20 protein-coding genes are annotated in these 20,416 nt (G+C 39.4%); all 20 read right to left on the bottom strand.

Features of this window, described 5'->3' with window-relative positions; all coding sequences use genetic code 11:
* Nucleotides 1–33: 33 nt before the first annotated feature.
* Complete coding sequence (locus NST76_RS04870; protein WP_036124775.1) at nt 34–795, bottom strand: ribonuclease HII; 762 nt, start codon at nt 793–795, stop codon at nt 34–36.
* A gap of 165 nt (nt 796–960) precedes the next feature.
* On the bottom strand, nt 961–1,836 hold the full coding sequence (gene ylqF / locus NST76_RS04865) for a ribosome biogenesis GTPase YlqF (protein WP_036124777.1): 876 nt from the start codon (nt 1,834–1,836) through the stop codon (nt 961–963).
* Between the two features lie 57 nt (nt 1,837–1,893).
* Complete coding sequence (lepB, locus tag NST76_RS04860; protein WP_036124779.1) at nt 1,894–2,457, bottom strand: signal peptidase I; 564 nt, start codon at nt 2,455–2,457, stop codon at nt 1,894–1,896.
* Between the two features lie 105 nt (nt 2,458–2,562).
* A complete protein-coding gene (gene rplS / locus NST76_RS04855; RefSeq protein ID WP_036124783.1) occupies nt 2,563–2,907 on the bottom strand; it encodes a 50S ribosomal protein L19 in 345 nt (114 codons plus the stop codon).
* Between the two features lie 116 nt (nt 2,908–3,023).
* Nucleotides 3,024–3,761: a tRNA (guanosine(37)-N1)-methyltransferase TrmD gene (gene trmD, locus NST76_RS04850; protein WP_036124836.1), complete on the bottom strand. Its 738-nt coding sequence runs from the start codon at nt 3,759–3,761 to the stop codon at nt 3,024–3,026.
* The gene (rimM, locus tag NST76_RS04845) at nt 3,761–4,276 is read right to left on the bottom strand and encodes a ribosome maturation factor RimM (RefSeq protein ID WP_036124784.1); all 516 of its coding nucleotides are present in this window, start codon (nt 4,274–4,276) and stop codon (nt 3,761–3,763) included. The genes trmD and rimM overlap by 1 nt, the downstream gene beginning before the upstream one ends.
* A gap of 386 nt (nt 4,277–4,662) precedes the next feature.
* On the bottom strand, nt 4,663–4,896 hold the full coding sequence (locus NST76_RS04840; RefSeq protein WP_004269410.1) for a KH domain-containing protein: 234 nt from the start codon (nt 4,894–4,896) through the stop codon (nt 4,663–4,665).
* A gap of 15 nt (nt 4,897–4,911) precedes the next feature.
* Nucleotides 4,912–5,184 carry a 30S ribosomal protein S16 gene (rpsP, locus tag NST76_RS04835; protein WP_004269411.1) on the bottom strand — a complete coding sequence of 91 codons (273 nt, stop codon included), beginning with the start codon at nt 5,182–5,184 and terminating at the stop codon, nt 4,912–4,914.
* 94 nt (nt 5,185–5,278) lie between these two features.
* Nucleotides 5,279–6,637 carry a signal recognition particle protein gene (ffh, locus tag NST76_RS04830; RefSeq protein ID WP_036124787.1) on the bottom strand — a complete coding sequence of 453 codons (1,359 nt, stop codon included), beginning with the start codon at nt 6,635–6,637 and terminating at the stop codon, nt 5,279–5,281.
* 12 nt (nt 6,638–6,649) lie between these two features.
* Complete coding sequence (locus NST76_RS04825) at nt 6,650–6,985, bottom strand: putative DNA-binding protein (protein WP_036124788.1); 336 nt, start codon at nt 6,983–6,985, stop codon at nt 6,650–6,652.
* A gap of 201 nt (nt 6,986–7,186) precedes the next feature.
* Nucleotides 7,187–8,479 (bottom strand): signal recognition particle-docking protein FtsY, encoded by a 1,293-nt coding sequence (ftsY, locus tag NST76_RS04820; protein ID WP_036124791.1) that lies wholly within the window; start codon nt 8,477–8,479, stop codon nt 7,187–7,189.
* Nucleotides 8,476–12,057 carry a chromosome segregation protein SMC gene (smc, locus tag NST76_RS04815; protein ID WP_058843498.1) on the bottom strand — a complete coding sequence of 1,194 codons (3,582 nt, stop codon included), beginning with the start codon at nt 12,055–12,057 and terminating at the stop codon, nt 8,476–8,478. Before smc ends, ftsY begins: the two co-directional genes overlap by 4 nt.
* Before the next feature lie 3 nt (nt 12,058–12,060).
* Complete coding sequence (gene rnc / locus NST76_RS04810) at nt 12,061–12,825, bottom strand: ribonuclease III (RefSeq protein WP_036124796.1); 765 nt, start codon at nt 12,823–12,825, stop codon at nt 12,061–12,063.
* Nucleotides 12,826–13,266: 441 nt separating this feature from the next.
* Complete coding sequence (gene acpP / locus NST76_RS04805; RefSeq protein WP_036124798.1) at nt 13,267–13,503, bottom strand: acyl carrier protein; 237 nt, start codon at nt 13,501–13,503, stop codon at nt 13,267–13,269.
* A gap of 58 nt (nt 13,504–13,561) precedes the next feature.
* Nucleotides 13,562–14,308 carry a 3-oxoacyl-[acyl-carrier-protein] reductase gene (gene fabG, locus NST76_RS04800; RefSeq protein WP_058843497.1) on the bottom strand — a complete coding sequence of 249 codons (747 nt, stop codon included), beginning with the start codon at nt 14,306–14,308 and terminating at the stop codon, nt 13,562–13,564.
* Nucleotides 14,301–15,254, bottom strand: coding sequence for an ACP S-malonyltransferase (gene fabD, locus NST76_RS04795; RefSeq protein WP_058843496.1), 954 nt, complete (start codon nt 15,252–15,254; stop codon nt 14,301–14,303). Before fabD ends, fabG begins: the two co-directional genes overlap by 8 nt.
* An 18-nt stretch (nt 15,255–15,272) precedes the next feature.
* Nucleotides 15,273–16,265: a phosphate acyltransferase PlsX gene (plsX, locus tag NST76_RS04790; RefSeq protein ID WP_058843495.1), complete on the bottom strand. Its 993-nt coding sequence runs from the start codon at nt 16,263–16,265 to the stop codon at nt 15,273–15,275.
* Nucleotides 16,266–16,267: 2 nt separating this feature from the next.
* Nucleotides 16,268–16,840 (bottom strand): transcription factor FapR, encoded by a 573-nt coding sequence (gene fapR / locus NST76_RS04785; protein ID WP_036124838.1) that lies wholly within the window; start codon nt 16,838–16,840, stop codon nt 16,268–16,270.
* A gap of 131 nt (nt 16,841–16,971) precedes the next feature.
* A complete protein-coding gene (gene recG / locus NST76_RS04780) occupies nt 16,972–19,017 on the bottom strand; it encodes an ATP-dependent DNA helicase RecG (protein WP_036124807.1) in 2,046 nt (681 codons plus the stop codon).
* Between the two features lie 143 nt (nt 19,018–19,160).
* Nucleotides 19,161–20,312 carry an amidohydrolase gene (locus NST76_RS04775; protein WP_058843494.1) on the bottom strand — a complete coding sequence of 384 codons (1,152 nt, stop codon included), beginning with the start codon at nt 20,310–20,312 and terminating at the stop codon, nt 19,161–19,163.
* Between the last annotated feature and the right edge of the window lie 104 nt (nt 20,313–20,416).

Genomic DNA, 20,416 nt, shown 5'->3' with positions numbered 1-20,416 from the left:
TACTCCCTCGTGTCATTGTTCCATTCTGTAGCTTTATTGAATCATTGATTTTATCGGTTCAAATGATTTACGATGGTGAATTGTTGGTCCATATTCTTCCAATGCATTTAAATGTTGCTTTGTCCCATAGCCTGCATGTTGCCCAAAGCCATACATAGGAAATTCTTTGTCTAGTTGCTCCATATAATCGTCTCGGGCTGTTTTAGCTAGAATGGAGGCAGCTGCGATTGCTAAGCTCTTGGCATCCCCTTTGATAATTGAATCCTGAGGAATCGAAATGGGTAATGTCATAGCATCTACTAAAACTACATCAGGCTTTGTCGCCAATGATTCTACACTTACTTTCATAGATTGTTTGGTTGCCTCGTATATATTCAGTGCATCGATTTGCTGAGCGGATTGGAAATGAACAAAATAACTAATGGCATGCTCTTTAATTAACGTTGCAAAGGCGTTTCGTTTCTCCTTTGATAATTGCTTTGAATCATTCAGACCAACAAGGGCCTCACAATTTGTAGGTAAAATAACAGCTGCTGTCACAACAGGTCCCGCTAATGGTCCACGTCCTGCTTCATCTACACCCGCAACCAATGTATCGATACTCCCATAGCTTAAATCAAATGCTACTTTCGCTTGATGTTCTTGCAGTAATTGACGTTTTTTATCTTGTCGTTTTTGCCAAGTATGCCACGCCTTCTGTACACCTGTTCTTTCATCCGTTGCTATTTCTATCATCCAATCTTGCCATTCTTCTGCACCTTTCAATGCAGTGTTAATTTCTTTAATGGTTTTCATTTAAGTGCTCCTTCTTGCTTCTACTCAATAAAACTATATCATGTTCAGTTTTTTATGTAGTCTCTTTCATTTGAAAACTATTTTCCTCTCTATAGTCATTATCGGTAAGAAAATTCATTCCTAAAAGAAAAACTGTCACAAAAGAACATGTGACAGTTTCAATACTTATAATTGTTCAGCCTCTTTTTTTAGCTGTTCATCAACAAAATCAAAGGTCAGTTTGCCTAATTGTAAGCCGCGTATATCTCGAACAATCAGCTGTGCTACTTGATCATAATCAATTTCTCCGCCAGGTCCAAATACACGGCGTAGCTTGCCAATATGATCAAAAGTATCCACTAGCTCCTCATGGATAAATTCGAAACCATAACGTTCCTCCATACGCTTTGGATAATGATCGGATAAGAAACGCAAGCCATAGACAGCTAAATCTTCCATATTTGTGATGGTATCCTTAATCGCACCAGTTAAAGCTAATTTAAAGCCTACTTCTTGATCTTCAAATTTTGGCCATAAAATACCTGGTGTATCCAGTAGCTCTAGCTCTTTACCAACTTTAATCCATTGCTGTGCTTTTGTTACACCTGGTGTATTTCCGGTTTTAGCGATATTTTTTTTCGCCAAGCGATTAATCAGTGTGGATTTCCCTACGTTAGGTATTCCAACAATCATGGCACGAATAGCTCTAGGTTTCATACCTCGCGCCTTCATGCGATCAAATTTCTCTTTTAAAATTTCTTGCGCCGCTTTTGTTACTTGCTGTAAGCCCTTACCCTCAAGTGAGTTTATGGCTACGGCTTTATGACCACGTTGTGCAAAATATTCTACCCATTTACGTGTTTCTTGCTCATCTGCCATATCCGCTTTATTTAAAATTAAAAGACGTGGTTTTTGGTTAATCACTTCGTCGATCATCGGATTACGTGAGGATAGCGGTAAACGTGCATCTATTAATTCAAATATAATATCGACAAGCTTTAATTTTTCCGTTACTTCACGTCGGGCTTTCGCCATATGCCCTGGAAACCATTGTATTGTCATAGCTATACCTCCTAAACTAAAAGAAAAAGGGAGTGATTAAGCTCTCCCTTTCTTGCATTACTTTACAATTTTTATGTCACTAAATGGCCAGAAAATCAAACTTGTATTACCAATAATTTCCTTTTGTTCAACAAGGCCAATATGACGACTATCTTTACTATTTCGACGGTTATCCCCCATGACAAAAACATATCCTTCTGGAATAGTATCCACGGAAACATCAATATCTTTTAAGGTAAAGTCTTCTGTTAGGGTCCCCCCAGCAATTTGCGCTTTATATGCATCTAAATAGGGCTCATCTATTGGTTCACCATTAATATATAATTGATCGTCCTTATATTCCAGCGTATCTCCTGGCAGTCCTATTACACGCTTTATGTAATTTTTTTGTTCAGGTGCATGAAATACAACGATATCAAAACGCTTTGGTTCACCTATTTTATAACCAATCTTATTCACAATCATCCGGTCGCCATCTTCAAGGGTTGGCATCATGGACTCTCCATCAACTGCAATAGGTGTAAATAAAAAATATCGAATCACTGCAGCAATCGCAAATGCAATTAATAGTGCTTTTGTCCATTCCCATAATTCATTCTTTTCTTTCACTTGTTTTTCCATTGAGAATTGCCCCCTTGTCTAACACTATTTTAGATGATAGTGAATAAAGATGACAAGCAAAAAGAAAAGGGGCTTGAACACAAGCCCCTCACTTTTAAGTCATAATTATCGAATTTCTTTAATACGAGCAGCTTTACCACGTAGGTTACGTAGGTAGTAAAGTTTAGCACGACGTACTTTACCACGACGTACAACTTCTAAGTTAGCGATTTTTGGTGTGTGTACAGGGAATGTACGCTCAACACCTACACCGTAAGAAATTTTACGAACTGTGAAAGTTTCGCTAATACCGCCACCACGACGTTTAATTACTACACCTTCGAAAAGTTGGATACGTTCACGAGTACCCTCTACTACTTTCACGTGTACCTTAACAGTATCACCAGGACGGAAAGTTGGTAGATCAGTGCGAAGCTGAGCTTTTGTAATTTCTGTAATAATGTTTGACATTGTTTTCTCTCCTTAGACAGATGCTCTTGCACGCAATCTATGCCACAGCGGAACACCGTAATTCAGCACTTCACATAGAAGTACAGATTAGATGTTATCATAAATAGAGCAGGCAATCAAGCATCTTGATGATTGTTTTTTAGTTTTTCTAGATACAATTTTTGCTTGTCTGTTAATGGATAATGCTCCAATAAGTCAGGACGGCGCTCAAAAGTTCTTTTCAGCGATTGTTCCTCTCGCCATTGCTCGATTCTAGCGTGATTCCCCGATACTAAAACATCAGGTACCTTCATCCCACGAAACTCCGCAGGTCGTGTATAATGTGGATGCTCAAGTAGACCCGTTGAAAAAGAATCCTGGATATGCGAATTCTCTTGCCCTAAGACACCAGGCAACAATCGAACTACGCTATCAATAACAGTCATAGCGCCTAATTCCCCACCTGTTAACACGAAATCGCCAATGGAAATCTCGTCTGTCACGAGGTGCTGACGTATACGCTCATCATAGCCTTCATAATGACCACATAAGAACACTAACTCCGTTTCTTGTGCTAGCTCTTCTGCTTTTTTCTGGGTGAATCGTTCACCTTGAGGACACATTAAAATGATACGTGGTTGTTTGCCAGCAGTGATGGCCTCCACTGCACTAAACATAGGTTCAGGCTTTAAAACCATACCCGCACCACCACCATATGGATAGTCATCGACTTGCTTGTGTTTGTTCCCTGAAAATGTACGAATATCCGTGACCTCTAGCTTTACAGCACCTTTTTCTTGCGCTTTCTTTAAAATAGATGCACCAAAAACGCCTGAGAACATATCAGGGAACAGGCTTAATACATGAATGTTCATCATAATAAGCCTTCCATTACATGGATGATAATTTTTTTATCTACAACATCAATATCTTTTACGATATCTTCGATATAAGGGATATAATGCTCTTTCTTCGAGCCTTTAACTACCCATACATCGTTTGCTCCTGTTTGCAGGATATCTGCCACAACACCAATTGTTTCGCCCTCTTCAGAAATAACTGTGCAGCCTATTATTTCATGGAAAAAGAATTCATTTTCTGCAAGTAGATCATCTGTCATTTGATCTTTTGTTACTTTCAGCATGCCTTCTTTAAACGGCTCAACCAAGTTGATATTGTTCATGCCTTCAAAAGTTAAAAGAATAAAGTTTTTATGACGACGCACCGAACCAATCGTTACCCAGGTTGGCTTCTTATCGTCTTTTTTAAAGGCAGCAAGTTTATTTCCTACTGCAAAACGCTCTTCTTCAAAGTCTGTTGTCGATAATACACGTATCTCACCACGAATACCGTGTGTATTGACAATACGACCTACATTAAACCATTCCATTCAACTTTCACCTCGTAAAAAACTTCTCTCCATAAAGCATCCTGCTCACCCAATAAATAGCTACCGTTCGCTCATTTATCACCGCTTACAGATGTGCTTGGAAGAATGTCGTTTTAGCTAAGACTGATTTGTCTTGTCATTATTAATATAAGCAATACCCTTTAGCTGTAATCGTTATAACAGTTTTCTGTTCTGCTTAAACAGAAGTACTAGATACATGCTGCTGTTAAAACAAGATAAAAAAAGGAAGGAACCTACAAGCTCCCTCCTTCTTTGTCCAGATTTTACGTTTCATGCTAAAAGCCACTTTGAACTCCTAAGCGACATGTAAACACACCTATCAGGACTCATTTGTACTTGTTGCAAGAGCGTGAAAATCTTTTCTATTAATCCAATATATCGACGTAGGTCTTCTTTTGATGGTGACTACCTGCCGCTGAATAAACAATTGTACGAATCGCTTTCGCTACTCGCCCTTGCTTGCCTATGACTTTCCCTCGATCCTCTGGATGAACAAAAAGTTTATAAACAATTCGATTTGCATTTTCATCCGTCTCAATACGAACTTCTTCTGGATAATCGACTAACGGTAAAACGATTGCTTCAATCAGCTGCTTCAAAGACGTCGCCCCCGATTATTTACTGAATTTTTGGTTATGGAATTTTTCCATGATACCTTGTTCTGAGAACAGGTTACGCACTGTATCTGATGGTTTTGCACCGTCAGCTAACCATTTAAGAGCTTTCTCTTCATCAATGTTTACAGTAGCTGGTTGAGTTAGTGGGTTGTAAGTACCAACTGTTTCGATTTGACGACCGTCACGTGGTGAACGAGCGTCTGCAACTACGATACGATAGAAAGGAGATTTTTTAGCTCCCATACGTTTTAAGCGAATTTTAACTGCCATTTTAATAGCACCTCCGAATAAGTTTCACACAAGATAGTATATTATCAATGTTTAGGTTGTTTGTAAAGTGTTTTTTCTTAACACCTAAAAATTATTATTTAAACAATGAATCAAAGCCTGGTAATTTCATTTTTTTCTTGCCTTTACCACTTGCCATTCCAGTCATTTGCTTCATCATTTTTTTCATTTCATCGAATTGCTTAATGAGACGATTCACCTCTTGAATAGATGTCCCAGAGCCTTTAGCAATACGCTTTTTACGGCTACCATTTATGATTTCTGGGTTGGTCTTTTCAGCAGGCGTCATCGAGTAAATAATGGCCTCTACACGCCCCATTTGTTTATCATCTACTTTTACATTATCCAAGCCTTTGATTTTGTTTGCACCTGGGAGCATTTTTAAAATTTCATCAAGTGGTCCCATTTTTTTGACTTGTTGTAATTGTTCAACGAAATCATCAAATGTAAAGGTTTGGGACTTGAATTTTTCTTCTAATTCTTTGGCTTTTGCTTCATCTACATTTGCTTGCGCCTTTTCGATCAGCGACAGAACATCTCCCATACCTAATATACGAGACGCCATACGCTCTGGATGGAAAGGCTCTAGCGCATCCATTTTCTCACCCATACCGACAAACTTAATCGGTTTCTGCGTTACAGAACGAATGGATAATGCAGCACCACCACGAGTATCACCATCAAGTTTTGTTAAAACAACGCCTGTAATACCAATGGCCTCATTAAAGCTTTCTGCCACATTGACAGCATCCTGACCTGTCATAGCATCGACAACAAGGAATACCTCATCTGGCTCTTTTAATGCACGAATATCTTTTAATTCCTGCATTAAATCTTCATCGATATGAAGACGACCAGCCGTATCGATAATCACCACATCATGATGCTCTTCCTTTGCCAATTCGATTGCTTGACGAGCAATTTCTACTGGAGATACCTCGGTTCCTAAAGCAAAAACAGGTAATGATAACTGTTTACCTAATGTTTGTAGCTGTTGAACGGCTGCTGGGCGATAAACGTCTGCGGCAACTAGTAATGGCTTACGATTAAATTTTTTCCGTAAGACATTTGCCAGTTTTCCTGTAGTCGTCGTTTTACCCGCACCTTGTAAACCGACCATCATAATGACTGTTGGCGGCTTTGTATTAAACTTAATAGGGCTTTGTTCGCCACCCATTAATTCCGTTAATTCATCTTGTACGATTTTAATAACTTGCTGCCCTGGTGTTAAGCTTTGCATAACTTCAACACCGACAGCACGCTCACTTACCTTTTTCACAAACTCTTTGACTACTTTTAAGTTAACATCCGCTTCGATTAAAGCAAATCGGACTTCTCGCATCATTTCTTTAACGTCTTGCTCTGATACTTTCCCTTTGCCTTTAATCTTTTGGATCGTTCCTTGGAGTCGTTCCGCTAATCCTTCAAAAGCCATTGCTTTCGCCTCCTAATCCCATTCTTTCAGCTGTTCAATAAGTGCTAACTGCTGTTCATCTGTCATACTTTTCTCTGTAATCCCCATTGTAAGCTGTGACAGCATTTGGGTACGTTGTTGAAATTTTTCAAGTAAACATAATTTTTCTTCATATTCCTCAAGCATCGCTTCTGTTCGACGAATATTATCGTAAACAGCTTGGCGTGAAACTCCATACGATTCAGCGATTTCTCCTAGAGAGTTATCATCCAAATAGTATAGTTCCATATAACTTCTTTGCTTATCTGTTAATAATGCTTGATAAAAGTCGAAGAGAAAGTTCATGCGTGTTGTTTTTTCAAGTAGCATCGAATGTTTCTCCTCCCGCTATTAGTCATTTGTATCATAACGAAAAGCGCCCGTCTGTGTCAAGGTAATCTCCTTGTCTAAAAGCTTAAATGTCTGCTTGCAGGCATATTTTACGCCTTTAGCAAGTATTACTCTTTTAAACAAGTCAATTCACCTATACACAGTCGAGCGTTTTATAAAATTACTCAGCGATGTTCGCTGTTAATCTTCATTATTTTCTAATTCTTTATCCAAACCATCAGCAAATAAACCATAAACATATCGTTCAGCATCAAATGGCTGTAGATCATCCATTTTCTCACCAAGACCAACAAATTTCACAGGAATGTGCAGCTTATTGCGAATAGCAAGCACAATCCCGCCCTTAGCTGTACCGTCTAGCTTCGTTAAGACAATACCTGTTACATTCGTTGCTTCTTTAAATGTTTGTGCTTGCACAAGTGCATTTTGGCCTGTTGTGGCATCTAATGCTAATAATACTTCATGTGGCGCATTTGGAATTTCACGTGAAATGACACGATGTACCTTTTCAAGTTCATTCATTAAGTTCACTTTGTTTTGCAAGCGACCAGCTGTATCGCAAATTAATACATCGGCTTTTCTATTTTTGGCTGCACGAATCGCATCATACATGACTGCCGCTGGATCAGAGCCCTCAGATTGTTTGATAACTTCACAACCGACACGATCTCCCCATACTTGTAATTGATCTATCGCACCAGCACGGAACGTATCACCAGCAGCTAAAACAACGGTTTTCCCTTGTGTTTTTAAGCGATGCGCTAGTTTGCCGATCGTTGTCGTTTTTCCAACGCCATTTACTCCGACAAATAGAATAACTGTCAGCTCACCATCTGGCTGCATATTTAGATCAATTAAATCTTCTTCACCTTGCTCATAAATTTCTACAAGCTTCTCAGAAATCACGGCTTGGATACCGTTCGTATCTTTTATATTTTTACGTTGTACTTCGAAACGCAGTTTATCCATTAGCTCCATAACTGTTTCAAAGCCGACATCAGCTTGTAATAATAAATCCTCTAATTCTTCAAAGAAATCCTCATCCACTTTACGATAACGCGCAACAAGGTCGTTCACTTTAGAAGTAAAGGAATTACGTGTTTTTTCAAGACCAGCCTTGAATTTTTGTGTAATCGACCAAGCAGAAGGCTTTTTCTCCTCTACTGGTGTATCCTCAATAACTGCTAGCTCTTGTACTTCCAGATCTTGTACTTCTGGCTGTATTTCTGGTTGTTCTTTTTCTATTTCAGTTGAAGGTTCTACTGCTGCTTCTTTCACAATTTCCATCTCTGGAGATTCTTCTATTTGCTCAACCACTTCTACATCAACAGTCTCAATAGCAGCCGTTTCGTTTGCTTCATCTAGATCTAGCTCTTGAAGATCAGCATCCTGCTCATTGTCAAGCGCCTCTAGTTTTTCTTCCTCGGCTGGATTTCCCATTAATTTATCTTTTAAACGCTTAAAAAAACTCATGCTTGTTCGCTCCTTTGCTCCGCAAGTACGGGTTCATCTTCTAATTTTACTGATACGAGTTTTGATACACCCGATTCTTGCATTGTTATACCATACAAGACATCAGCTCCCTCCATCGTCCCTTTACGATGTGTAATAACAATGAATTGTGTGTCACGGCTAAATCTTTTTAGATACTGGCTATAGCGCACAACATTAGCCTCATCCAAAGCCGCCTCTACTTCGTCGAGAATACAGAATGGTACAGGTCGTATATTTAGGATAGAGAATAATAAGGCAATTGCTGTCAGTGCTCGCTCACCACCAGAAAGCAAACTTAAATTTTGTAGTTTTTTCCCTGGAGGTTGTGCCACTATTTCAATGCCTGTTTCTAGTAAATTTTGCGGATCAATTAACACTAAATCCGCTTGCCCACCGCCAAACAATTCACGGAAAACAAGTTTAAATTGTTCTCGTATTGCATAGAACGTTTCACTAAAGCGCAATGTCATTTCTTCATCCATTTCTTTAATGGCTTCATGCAATGTTTCCTGTGCAGCAAGTAAATCCTCTCGTTGTTCAGTTAAGAATGTATGACGTTCAAGTACTCGTTCATATTCCTCAATCGCCCCTAAATTAACAGGACCAAGCTCTTCAATGGATTTTTTCAACAGTTTCACACGGCGTCGTACGAACTCTTCGTCTTCTATCGAAAGAGCTTCTTCCTCTGCCTCTTCAAATGTTAACTGATAGTTTTCTTCGAGTTGTTCTTTGAAATTATCCATTTCAAATTCTAAACGGCTTTGTTTCAACTCATTTGCACGTATTGCTTCAAGGTATCCTTTATGTATACGTTGCATTTCTTTCAGTTGTTCTTCTAATGTTGTGAGTTCTTGTTGTTGCCCTACCTTCTCCTCTTTCTTTCGAGAAATAGTCTCTTGTAAGGCATCTCTTCTCGCTTTCCATGTGATTACCTGCTCCTCAACCTCTTCATCACTTAAATGATTTGTCGATTCATCGGATTGAAGCCATAATATTTCCTGAGAAATATTTTCAACTTTTTGTTGAGCTTTGTTCAATTGTAGTGCTAGCTCAGCAGTGGAAATTTGAACTTGCGACATTTGTTCTTGCATTACTGCTAATTGTGAACGTTTTTCCGCTAGTTGCTCTCGTAATACGTCCTTCTCTGTCTCACCTTGTAGCTTTACCTTACTTAATTGCTCGACAGTATCATTGATTTCGACAAGCTCATCGGCGAGTGCGTTTAATCGCTCCATTGCCTCTTGCTTTTGTGATAACAATGCTTCCTCACGTGTTTTTACATCTTGAGTTTCAGTTGAAGTAAAAGATACTCGGGCTGATAAGCTTTTTTCAACAACCTCTAACTCGCGGATACGACCAGCCTGTTGCATCTCATCTTTTCGTAATTGCTCTCCTTCAAGCTTTAACTGTTCTACTTGATCTCGAAGTGTTGCAAGCTTGTCTTTTTCGGTTGCTACAGCCTGTTCAGCACTATAAATGGAATCCTGTAATGACTCTAGCTTGAGGATTAAATCATCTAATTCGGCTTTTCTTGTAAAGAGTGAGGATTGCTGTTTCATAGCACCACCCGTTAAAGAACCCCCTGCATTGACAATATCTCCATCAAGTGTGACCACTCGGTATCGGAAACCACATAATCGAGCGATTTGACTGGCCCCTTCCAGATTTGCTGCCACAATGACATGCCCTAAAAGATTTTCAACAATTGTACGATTATCTTCATTAAATGTCACAAGCGCATCTGCTATTTGAATAAAAGCTGGATGCTCTATCGCTAATTGGATCGTAGCTGGATTAATTTTACGTGACTTCATCACGGTTTTTGGTAAAAAAGTAGCTCGTCCAGCTCGTTTTTGCTTTAACCAATGAATGGCTTGCTGTGCATGTCGTTCATTCGTTGTGACAATATGCTGAGAGGCTGCACCTAAAGCTGTTTCTATCGCTTGAGAGTATTTCCCCTCAACTTGTAGTAATTCAGCGACAGCCCCCTCAATTCCTTGTAATTCACCTTTATCACGAGCAAGCAAAACTTCTTTAACTCCTTGGAAAAATCCTGAAAAATCGGCTTCCAATTCAGCTAATGTATCTTTTCTCGCCTTTAATTGCTGCTGATGCTGATAAGCTTTATACAGCATATCCTGTTTCTCAGCAAAGGAAGAATTTGTATTTTTTAACTGAACTTGCAGCGACTCATATTGTTCAAGCTTAGCTTGCAAATCATTTGTTGTGGAAGTGTGTTCAGCGACTAGCTTTTCTTTCTCAGCAACAATTTGCGTAAGCTCTTGTCCAATTTCATCAGTTTGATTGGACATTCTTGCTGCCATAGCCTTTTGTTGCGCTAATTGCTGATCGATATTTTTCAATTCATTCTTAATAGTTGCTTCTTCATTCAATGAATCAATATATCGATTTTTTTGTTCTTCAATTTCTTGTTCAATTTCCGTAACAGAACGATTTAATGACTGTTCTAACTGTTTAATGCTCTGCTTGAGTATGGAGAGTGCTTGCTGTTTCTCTGAAAATGCTTCTTTTTTCTCCTGTTCTTGTACAAGCAGTACGTCTACTTCTTCTTTTGCTTCTTGTAATGTCGCATTCAGCTGCAGTAGTTGATTGGAAGCATTTTGTCGTTTTTCAGCCATTAGTGCTTTACGACCATCCCAACGCTCTACCTCCATTGTGGCATTGACAAGATCAGCCTGTGAAACATCCAAATAATCATCAAGTTCTTTTAATAACTTGCGAATATTGGTTGTTTGTATATCGATTGTTGCAATATTTTGAGCTTGTTGTTGCTCAGTTGCAGACAGCTCGGTAAATTCAGCTTTTAGTGCATGCAAAGATTGTGCACAATTTTTAAAATCATGCACAAGAATGGCAATATCAAAATCTTTTAGCTCGGTAGACATTTGGACATAGTCTCTCGCACTAGAAGCCTGCATTTCAAGCGGCTCTAATCGGTTGTCTAATTCATGGAGTATATCTAATACACGATACAAATTCTCATCTGTCTCTACAAGCTTATGCTCTGCTTTTTTCTTTCTTATTTTATACTTTAAAACGCCAGCTGCCTCTTCAAAAATCGAACGACGGTCGTCAGGGCGGCTATTTAAGATTTCATCAACACGGCCTTGAGAAATAATTGAAAATGCCTCTTTCCCAAGCCCTGAATCCATAAACAAGTCCGTAATATCCTTCAGGCGACACTGTTGGTTATTTAATAAATATTCACTATCACCTGAACGGTATACGCGTCTTGTTACGCTGACTTCTGTATAAGAAAAAGCAAGTTGCTCGTCAGTATTGTCTAATATAAGTGTTACCTCTGCAAAGTTGAGTGGCTTACGAGAGTCACTGCCAGCAAAAATAACATCTTCCATCTTTGCTCCACGTAACGACTTTGCCGATTGCTCCCCAAGTACCCAACGAATCGCATCTGTGACATTACTTTTTCCACTGCCATTTGGTCCAACAACCGCTGTAACACCGGGTACAAAATCAATTCCAATGCGCTCCGCAAAGGATTTAAAGCCAATCACTTCTAGTCGTTTTAGGAACATCTATTAAGCCTCCTCTTTTGCAGCTTCTTCACGCATCATTCGCATTGCACATTGTGCAGCTTGCTGCTCGGCTTCTTTTTTTGATTTTCCACGACCAATACCAAGCTCTTGCCCGTTCAATAATACGCTTGATACAAAGGTACGGTTATGTGCTGGGCCTTTTTCATCGATTATTTCGTAATGAAGAAGTCCATTATTGGTTTGTTGTACCATTTCTTGCAATTGACTTTTAAAATCCATCACATGCGAAAAAGCACCTACTTCTACTTTTGGGAACACGATACGCTCTAAAAACGACACGACCGTTTGTAATTCTTGATCTAGATAGAGTGCACCTACAAATGATTCAAACACATCTGCAAGTAGCGCTGGGCGTTCCCGACCACCTGTTAATTCCTCACCTTTTCCAAGTAACACGAAGCGTCCAAAGCCTAATTCATTCGCAAAAATAACTAGTGATGGCTCACAAACGATAGAAGCTCTTAACTTTGTTAACTCACCCTCGCTCATATTTGGGTATTTCTCAAAAAGATATTTAGAAACAGATAGTTCAAGTACTGCGTCTCCTAAAAATTCAAGACGCTCATTATCCGTAAATAGCTTACGGCGATGCTCATTCACATAAGATGAATGCGTGAATGCTTGATACAATAAATTTTTATTAATAAAAGTGATATTTAATTCATGCTGTAACAGCTCGAATTGGTTGCGTACTTTTTCAGGAAGTACGCCAGATTTCTGCATAGTTCCTTTTCTTTTCATAGCCATTGAACAAATCTGCCTTCCTAATAGTTTCTACCGTTTTAGTGTACCTTTTTCAAGGCGTTTATGCAAAAGTATTTCGGCTTAAACACAATGTTTTGGAAATTTTTTCGAAAATTTATCTTATTCATAGAAAATGATCTCCTCTAAAATGAAAGTTGAATGCTTGTGGGATGATTTTTGGTTAACTCCAGTCGTCAGCTCAAAAAAATTTTAGACATTATGCCCCCGATTTTTAACATGAAAAAGGGACGTCAATAGATCGAAAATCGATCTATTTCGTCCCCTTTGAATACATCTTTGTTCATTGAAGCTGCTTCTTCTATCAAGTCAAAGCAGACAAACTATTTCTACTTTATTCATGCTATCATAAATACCATTGTGTATTATGATGACCATCACATCTATAAAGGTGATCCATTTTCGCTAAATAAAGTTTTAACGAAATTAGTTTAATTTACTTTCGATGTATGAAATTGCAGAACCTACTGTTGAGATTTTTTCAGCATCTTCATCAGAAATTTCCATATCAAACTCGTCTTCAAGTTCCATTACAAGTTCAACTACGTCTAATGAGTCAGCACCTAAATCATCACGGAAAGAAGCTTCAAGTGTTACTTCGCTTTCTTCAACACCTAAACGGTCCACGATTACTTTTGTTACACGTTCTAATACTGTAGACAAATGATTCACCTCCCCTCAAATGATTATACAAAAAATCAGCGTATATGCCTAATCGAAATTACATTACCATACCACCATCTATATGAAGCGTTTGCCCTGTCATATAGTTAGCATCATCGGAAGCAAGGAAAGCTACTGCCTTGGCAATATCCTCTGGCTGTCCAAGTTTCGCAAGAGGGATCTGCGTAAGCATACCTTTTTTAATATCTTCTGGTAGTTGCTCTGTCATTTCTGTTTCAATAAAGCCTGGCGCAATCGCATTAACTAAAATATTGCGTGAAGCTAATTCTTTTGCCGTCGTTTTTGTGAGTCCAATAACACCTGCTTTAGCCGCAACATAGTTTGCTTGACCAGCATTACCCGCTACACCAACGATGGAAGAAATATTAATAATACGACCTGCACGTTGCTTCATCATTTGACGTGTTACCGCCTTTGTACAAAGGAAAACCCCTTTAAGATTCGTATTTAATACATCGTCCCATTCGTCTTCCTTCATACGCATTAACAGGTTATCTCTAGTAATACCTGCATTATTCACTAAAATATCAAGAGAACCAAATGTTTTCACAGCGGCATCCATTAATGCGGTTACTTCTTCCGTCTGTGAAACGCTAGCTTGCACCGCAATGGCTTCCCCACCGTTTGCTTGAATCATCTCAACGACTTCTTCCGCTTTTGCCTGTGAGCCACTATAGTTTACTACAACCTTAGCACCTTCCTCAGCAAGCTTTACAGCAATAGCACGTCCAATCCCTCTTGAAGCTCCTGTTACAACAGCTACTTTACCTTCTAATTTACGCATTGATTGACCACTCCTTCGACGCTTCTAAAACCGCTTCTAATGATGCTTCATCATAGACACAATAAGCAGCAACTGAACGATCAATTTTTTTCAAGAGACCGCTTAATACTTTGCCAGGTCCACATTCGATAAAGACATCGACACCTTGTGCAATCATTTCACGCATAGATGCTTCCCATTGCACTGCACTATATACCTGTTCAACTAGCTCCTGCTGAATCGCTGGTACATCCTTTAATTCCTTCGCCATTACATTGCCGATAACAGGGATTTCAGGTGCAGATAAAGTAATCTCTGCTAATGCTGCTTGCAGTTTTTCTGAGGATGGTCGCATCAATTCAGAATGAAATGGACCGCTCACAACTAAAGGTATTGCGCGCTTTGCCCCTGCTTCTTTTGCAGCAATAATCGCTTTATCTACACCTTCTTTAGTGCCTGAGATAACAATTTGTCCTGGACAATTCACATTGGCTACCTGCACAGAATCACCCGCTGCTGAAACCAGCTCTGTAACTGCGTTCAATGCCTCTAATTCCATCCCTAGAATCGCTGCCATCGCTCCTTGTCCTGCTGGTACAGCTTCATTCATATAAAGACCACGTTTATGCACGATAGACACGGCATCATCAAATGACATTACGCCTGCTAAAACCAATGCACCATATTCTCCAAGCGAATGACCCGCAGCATAGTGTGGCTGAATTCCTGCTGCACGCAGCTTTTCAGCTACCATTACACCCGTAGTAAGAAGTGCTGGCTGAGCGTGGTATGTCAGTGTTAACTCCTCAGCTGGACCTTCTAACATTAACTTAGATAATTCAAATTGTAGAGCTTGATCTGCACGATCATAAAATGCTTTACTGTCTGCTGCATTTTCAACAAACTCTTGACCCATCCCTACTACTTGCGAACCTTGTCCTGGAAAAATAAATGCTATTTTCGTCATTTGAATAATCCCCTTTGTTTAATCAATTTCTAAGTGACGTACTGTATCAGTAATCGTCGAAATAACAGCATGCTCTACCATCGTATTAGCTTGTCGAATCGCACTAAAAATTGCTTTTGCATTCGATGAGCCATGCGCTTTAATTACAGGTGCTTGTAAGCCAAACAACCCTGCACCACCATACTCTGTGTAGTCCATTTTATTTTTTAAGTCACGTAAATTATTTTTCATGAGTGCTGCTGAAATTTTCGTTTTCGTTGATGACATAAATGCCTCTTTTAACATTGAAAATAAAGCGCCAGCCGTCCCTTCAATAGACTTCAACACCATATTGCCTGTAAAGCCATCTGTTACAACAACATCCGCTACTCCTTCAAGCAAATCACGCGCTTCTACATTACCAATAAAATTCAAATCAGCTTCCTTCAATAATTCGAAGGCAGCTTTCGTTAATTCATTACCCTTTTTTTCCTCAGTACCGATATTTAATAGGCCAATTCGTGGTTTTTGTAAGCCTCCAACCTTTTTAGCATAAATATCACCCATAATCGCATATTGCACTAAGTGCTCTGGTCGTGCATCTGCATTTGCTCCTAAATCAAGCATTAAGAAGCCTTTACCATCCAATGTCGGTAATGTTGTAGCCAAAGCTGGACGGGCTATCCCCTCAATTCGGCCAACTTTAAATAAGCCCCCTGCCATTAACGCTCCGGTATTCCCAGCAGATAGGCAAGCATCAGCTCTACCTTCTTCCACCGATTCCATCATGCGAGCCATTGAAGAATCCTTTTTTCGACGAACAGCACGTGCAGGGTCATCCGTTCCTTCTACTATTTCCTCACAATGTATGATTGTTAATCGATCATGTTGTTTTAAAAATGGCTCAAGCTTATCTTGCTGACCATATAATTGGATTTCTAAATTTGGGATTTGCTCTAATGCTAAGAGTGCACCTTCAACAACTGATTTTGGTGCATTGTCTCCACCCATTCCATCAAGCGCTAATTTCATTGTTACTCACCTTTACCTTTCGTGCGGTACATATCAAATTCACCAACAAAAACGGTTTCACCATTTACGGTAGATGTTACCTCGACTTTTGTACGATGATTAAGATCATCTCGTCCGATAACAATCGCTTTTGTAATAACACGATTTCCAGCACGCACAGGTTTCACAAATGTAATATTGGAATGTACGGTTAATGCTAGTTCGTCATCAATTACTGCGACCGCTAATGAGTTTGCTTGTGCAAACAAATGATGTCCACGTGCGATGCCATTGCGCTGAAAAACATGCTCTTCTTGTACATCAAAAATCGATAGTGCTCGATTATCTAATTCAATATCTACAATTTCTCCGATGACTTCATCAATCGGTAGAGATTTTACTTCATTTTCATAGTTTTTAGAAGCAACATCTTTAATTCGCTCTCGTAATTCTGGTATAGATAACTCCATACGATCTAAACGAATTGTTTGGACACTTACCTGAAACTGTGTTGCTAGCTGTTCATCTGTGACGAATGGATTTTCAGCTATCGTTTCAGATAGTAGTCGCTGTCGCTCTTTTTTCGTTCGTCTCAACATCATTCGCCACCTTTTGAGTTGTTATTAGCACTTGGTACTAATATCAGTATATAGAGTATAAAAAAAGAATGCAAGACTTGTTTTGAAATCAAGTACTCACATTCTCCTATGCTCATAAGCCCTCAATACTAATCGAAGCGCTCTCCCTGTAATACACCCGACTCTTCTAGCATTTTACGCAAGTATTGATAGTCATCATCCTGCCAAAACGCTTTTGTTTCAAGCATCTCTGTTGCATCTTTTCTTGCGGTCTCGAGTATACGATAATCATGTACTAAATCAGCTACTTTAAAATCTGGCAAACCACTTTGCTTTCTACCAAAAAAGTCCCCTGGTCCCCTTAATTCTAAATCTTTTTCAGCTAAACGGAAACCATCATTCGTTTCCGTCATCGACTGCATACGCTCTTTCCCTTCATCAGACTTAGGATCAGCAAGTAAAATACAGTATGACTGGTGCTCACCACGCCCGACACGCCCTCGGAGCTGGTGCAATTGCGCTAGGCCAAAACGCTCAGCATCATAGACAATCATAAAGGTAGCATTCGGTACATTAACACCTACCTCCACAACTGTTGTAGAAACTAAAAGCTGAATTGTTCCTTCACTAAAATCGCGCATCACCGCATCTTTTTCATCGGCTGATAAACGTCCATGCATTAAACCGACCTGATAACGATCTTTAAAATAAGTGGCTAGTTGCTCATAAATTTCTACAGCATTTTGAACATCAAGCTTATCAGATTCCTCAATAAGTGGACAAATAGCATAAGCTTGTCTTCCAGCCGCTAGCTCCAATTCTAGCTTGGACATCACAGAGCCGAGTTGCTCTTTTTTCATCCAATGCGTTTCAATCTGTTTACGGCCCGCTGGCATTTCATCAATTATCGATACATCCATTTCCCCAAATGCAGTAATAGCAAGTGTACGCGGTATAGGAGTAGCTGTCATAAAGAGGACATCTGGATTCTCCCCTTTATCACGCAAAATTCGACGTTGTTCCACACCAAAGCGATGCTGCTCATCTGTGATGACAAAACCTAGCTTTTGAAATATAACATCTGGCTGAATTAACGCATGTGTGCCAATGACAATGTCAAGATCACCATTTGCCAAATCTGCTAAAATCCCACGTCGCTCCTTTGTTTTAGTTGACCCAGATAACAAAGCAACACGAACATCAAAGGGTTGAAACCATTCTTTTAAGTTCTCCAAGTGCTGTTCCGCTAAAATTTCAGTTGGTGCCATTAAGGCTCCTTGAAAGCCCGCTGTCACAGCTGCATATAAACCGATTGCCGCTACTACTGTTTTCCCAGAACCTACGTCGCCTTGCAGCAAACGATTCATTCGATGTGGTTCCTTCAAATCTTTACAAATTTCATTAACCACTCGTTTTTGAGCATTTGTTAATTCATAGGGCAATGAAGCAATAAATGCTCGTAGTTTATGCACATCAAACTGAATGATTGTGCCACGCTCACTCTCTTTCCGCGTTTTACGTAATGCCTGTATACGCAATTGGAAGTTTAATAGCTCCTCATAAGCAAAGCGTCTTCTTGCTTGTTTAGCATGCCCAGCATCCAGCGGAAAATGGATACCCTCCAAGCCCTCTCGTATCGGAACAAGCTTATAGGACTCCTGTAAATAATATGGAATCGCCTCTGGTAGCTCTGCACCAAAATCATCTAACACTTGTCGCATATATTTACGAAATCTTTTTTGTGGAATCAAACCTTTCAGACTATACACTGGCTCAAAGTCTACTTGATCTGTTTTTGGCCCAAATGTGACAGTTGTACCATTGATTACTTGTCTACCACGATCCCATTTCCCCGTCACGGTAATAATGGAACCCGGTACAAGCTTTTGCTTTAAATAGCCTTGATTGAAAAATACAACTTTTACTAAGTGACGTCCTGCCAAAACTGTTACTTGAAGTCTTGATTTATTACGACCTAAAAATAATATCGTAGGCTCACGTTCTACCTTGCACTCAACTGTAACGCGTTCGTTATGTGGTGTTTGCGCTAAATCTTTTAAACGAAAATCTTCATGTCGATGTGGGAACGTCCATAATAAATCAGCTACTGTATTGATGCCTAGTGATTCAAGATGTGCTGCTGTTTCTTTCCCGATGCCTTTCACTTCATTGACATGGCTAAATAATTCAGTCATCCTATCCCACAACTCCCTTCATTCAAGTGGTACTCTTTATGTAACCATCCTAGCTTCCTCTATCTAATGTATCATATATTAATTCGCAGCCTCTACACATAAGCAAAAACCCCATCAATGCATGATAGGGTTATAAACGTCTGTCATTTATATTGCAAAATCATGTCAATAAAAAGCTTAATGGCATCAGGAAAGACATCTTCATCTAAATCAAATTTTGGATGATGATGTGGATATTGGCTTTTTTCGCCACCCATCCCAACAAAAATAAATGCACCTGGCCTATGCTTTAGATAATATGAAAAATCCTCGCCCCCCATTACTGGATCAACAAGCTCGAATACATCCTGCCCAAAATTTTCACAAACGATAGATTCTACGAAGCGTGATTGCTGAGGATCATTGATAAGGGGAGGCGTCCCTATAATAAAATCGATTGTCCCTTTCGCCCCAAAAGCATGGCAAATCCCTTCTGTTAAACTTACCATCTTCGTTTGAATGGTAGCTACTGTTTCAGGAGTTAATGCCCTAATAGTTCCTATTAATTTTGCTGTCTCTGGAATAATGTTATACGTTGTTCCTGCTTGAATATTTCCTACTGTAATAACGCCAGCCTCAATAGGATTGATTGTTCGGCTAATGATACTCTGAAAGGCTTGCATTAAATGGCTCGCAATATAAATGGGATCAATCGTTTCATGTGGCATTGAACCATGTCCACCATGACCTTGAATTTCAATTTCAAAATCATCGACCGAAGCCATCATTGGCCCATGTGTTAAGCCAATTTTCCCTTTTTCTAAACCTTGCCATAAATGAATACCGAAAATAGCATCGACACCTTCTAAAACACCATTTTGAATTAAAAAATCTGCTCCACTTGGTGTGATTTCCTCAGCTGATTGGAAAATAAGCATAATATTTGGCTCGATTTTTTCCTTATTCATCGCTATCCATTGTGCTACTGCCAATAAAATCGCTGTATGCCCATCATGACCACACATATGTGCCACACCTGGCTTTTGAGAGATATAGGGCTTATCACCTTCTTCAACAATTGGTAAGGCATCTATATCTGCTCGTAAGGCAATTGTCTTCGTATCTTTTGTTCCTTGAATCATAGCCACTACGCTAGGAGGATCATACTCTAATATTTCAATTTGAAGCTGCTCTAATCGTTTACGAATAAATTGACTTGTTTCAAATTCTTGTCCAGAAAGCTCTGGATATTGATGAAGATAACGACGATCCTCTATAGCTTGTTTTGTTAAAAATGGTAGATTAGTTATTTCCACTAAAAAAACTCCTTTTAATTTACCTTGAGCGTTCCTACAAAGGAATGGAGCGTCTGATAAAGCCCCCCCTTACAAAATGGGTGCTTATTTTATTATACTAAAAT

The organism is Lysinibacillus sp. FSL W7-1291 (genome assembly GCF_038593415.1).
Taxonomy (GTDB): domain Bacteria; phylum Bacillota; class Bacilli; order Bacillales_A; family Planococcaceae; genus Lysinibacillus; species Lysinibacillus fusiformis_D.
Note: the sequence above shows the minus strand (reverse complement) of the source record. Positions and strands in the feature narration are given on the sequence as shown.

Coding starts and splice junctions, on each gene's coding strand:
- NST76_RS04870 (WP_036124775.1), bottom strand. CDS start 795: ATGAAAACCATTAAAGAAATTAACACTGCATTGAAAGGTGCAGAAGAA.
- ylqF (WP_036124777.1), bottom strand. CDS start 1,836: ATGACAATACAATGGTTTCCAGGGCATATGGCGAAAGCCCGACGTGAA.
- lepB (WP_036124779.1), bottom strand. CDS start 2,457: ATGGAAAAACAAGTGAAAGAAAAGAATGAATTATGGGAATGGACAAAA.
- rplS (WP_036124783.1), bottom strand. CDS start 2,907: ATGTCAAACATTATTACAGAAATTACAAAAGCTCAGCTTCGCACTGAT.
- trmD (WP_036124836.1), bottom strand. CDS start 3,761: ATGAACATTCATGTATTAAGCCTGTTCCCTGATATGTTCTCAGGCGTT.
- rimM (WP_036124784.1), bottom strand. CDS start 4,276: ATGGAATGGTTTAATGTAGGTCGTATTGTCAATACACACGGTATTCGT.
- rpsP (WP_004269411.1), bottom strand. CDS start 5,184: ATGGCAGTTAAAATTCGCTTAAAACGTATGGGAGCTAAAAAATCTCCT.
- ffh (WP_036124787.1), bottom strand. CDS start 6,637: ATGGCTTTTGAAGGATTAGCGGAACGACTCCAAGGAACGATCCAAAAG.
- NST76_RS04825 (WP_036124788.1), bottom strand. CDS start 6,985: ATGCTACTTGAAAAAACAACACGCATGAACTTTCTCTTCGACTTTTAT.
- ftsY (WP_036124791.1), bottom strand. CDS start 8,479: ATGAGTTTTTTTAAGCGTTTAAAAGATAAATTAATGGGAAATCCAGCC.
- smc (WP_058843498.1), bottom strand. CDS start 12,057: ATGTTCCTAAAACGACTAGAAGTGATTGGCTTTAAATCCTTTGCGGAG.
- rnc (WP_036124796.1), bottom strand. CDS start 12,825: ATGGCTATGAAAAGAAAAGGAACTATGCAGAAATCTGGCGTACTTCCT.
- fabG (WP_058843497.1), bottom strand. CDS start 14,308: ATGCGTAAATTAGAAGGTAAAGTAGCTGTTGTAACAGGAGCTTCAAGA.
- fabD (WP_058843496.1), bottom strand. CDS start 15,254: ATGACGAAAATAGCATTTATTTTTCCAGGACAAGGTTCGCAAGTAGTA.
- plsX (WP_058843495.1), bottom strand. CDS start 16,265: ATGAAATTAGCGCTTGATGGAATGGGTGGAGACAATGCACCAAAATCA.
- recG (WP_036124807.1), bottom strand. CDS start 19,017: ATGACTGAATTATTTAGCCATGTCAATGAAGTGAAAGGCATCGGGAAA.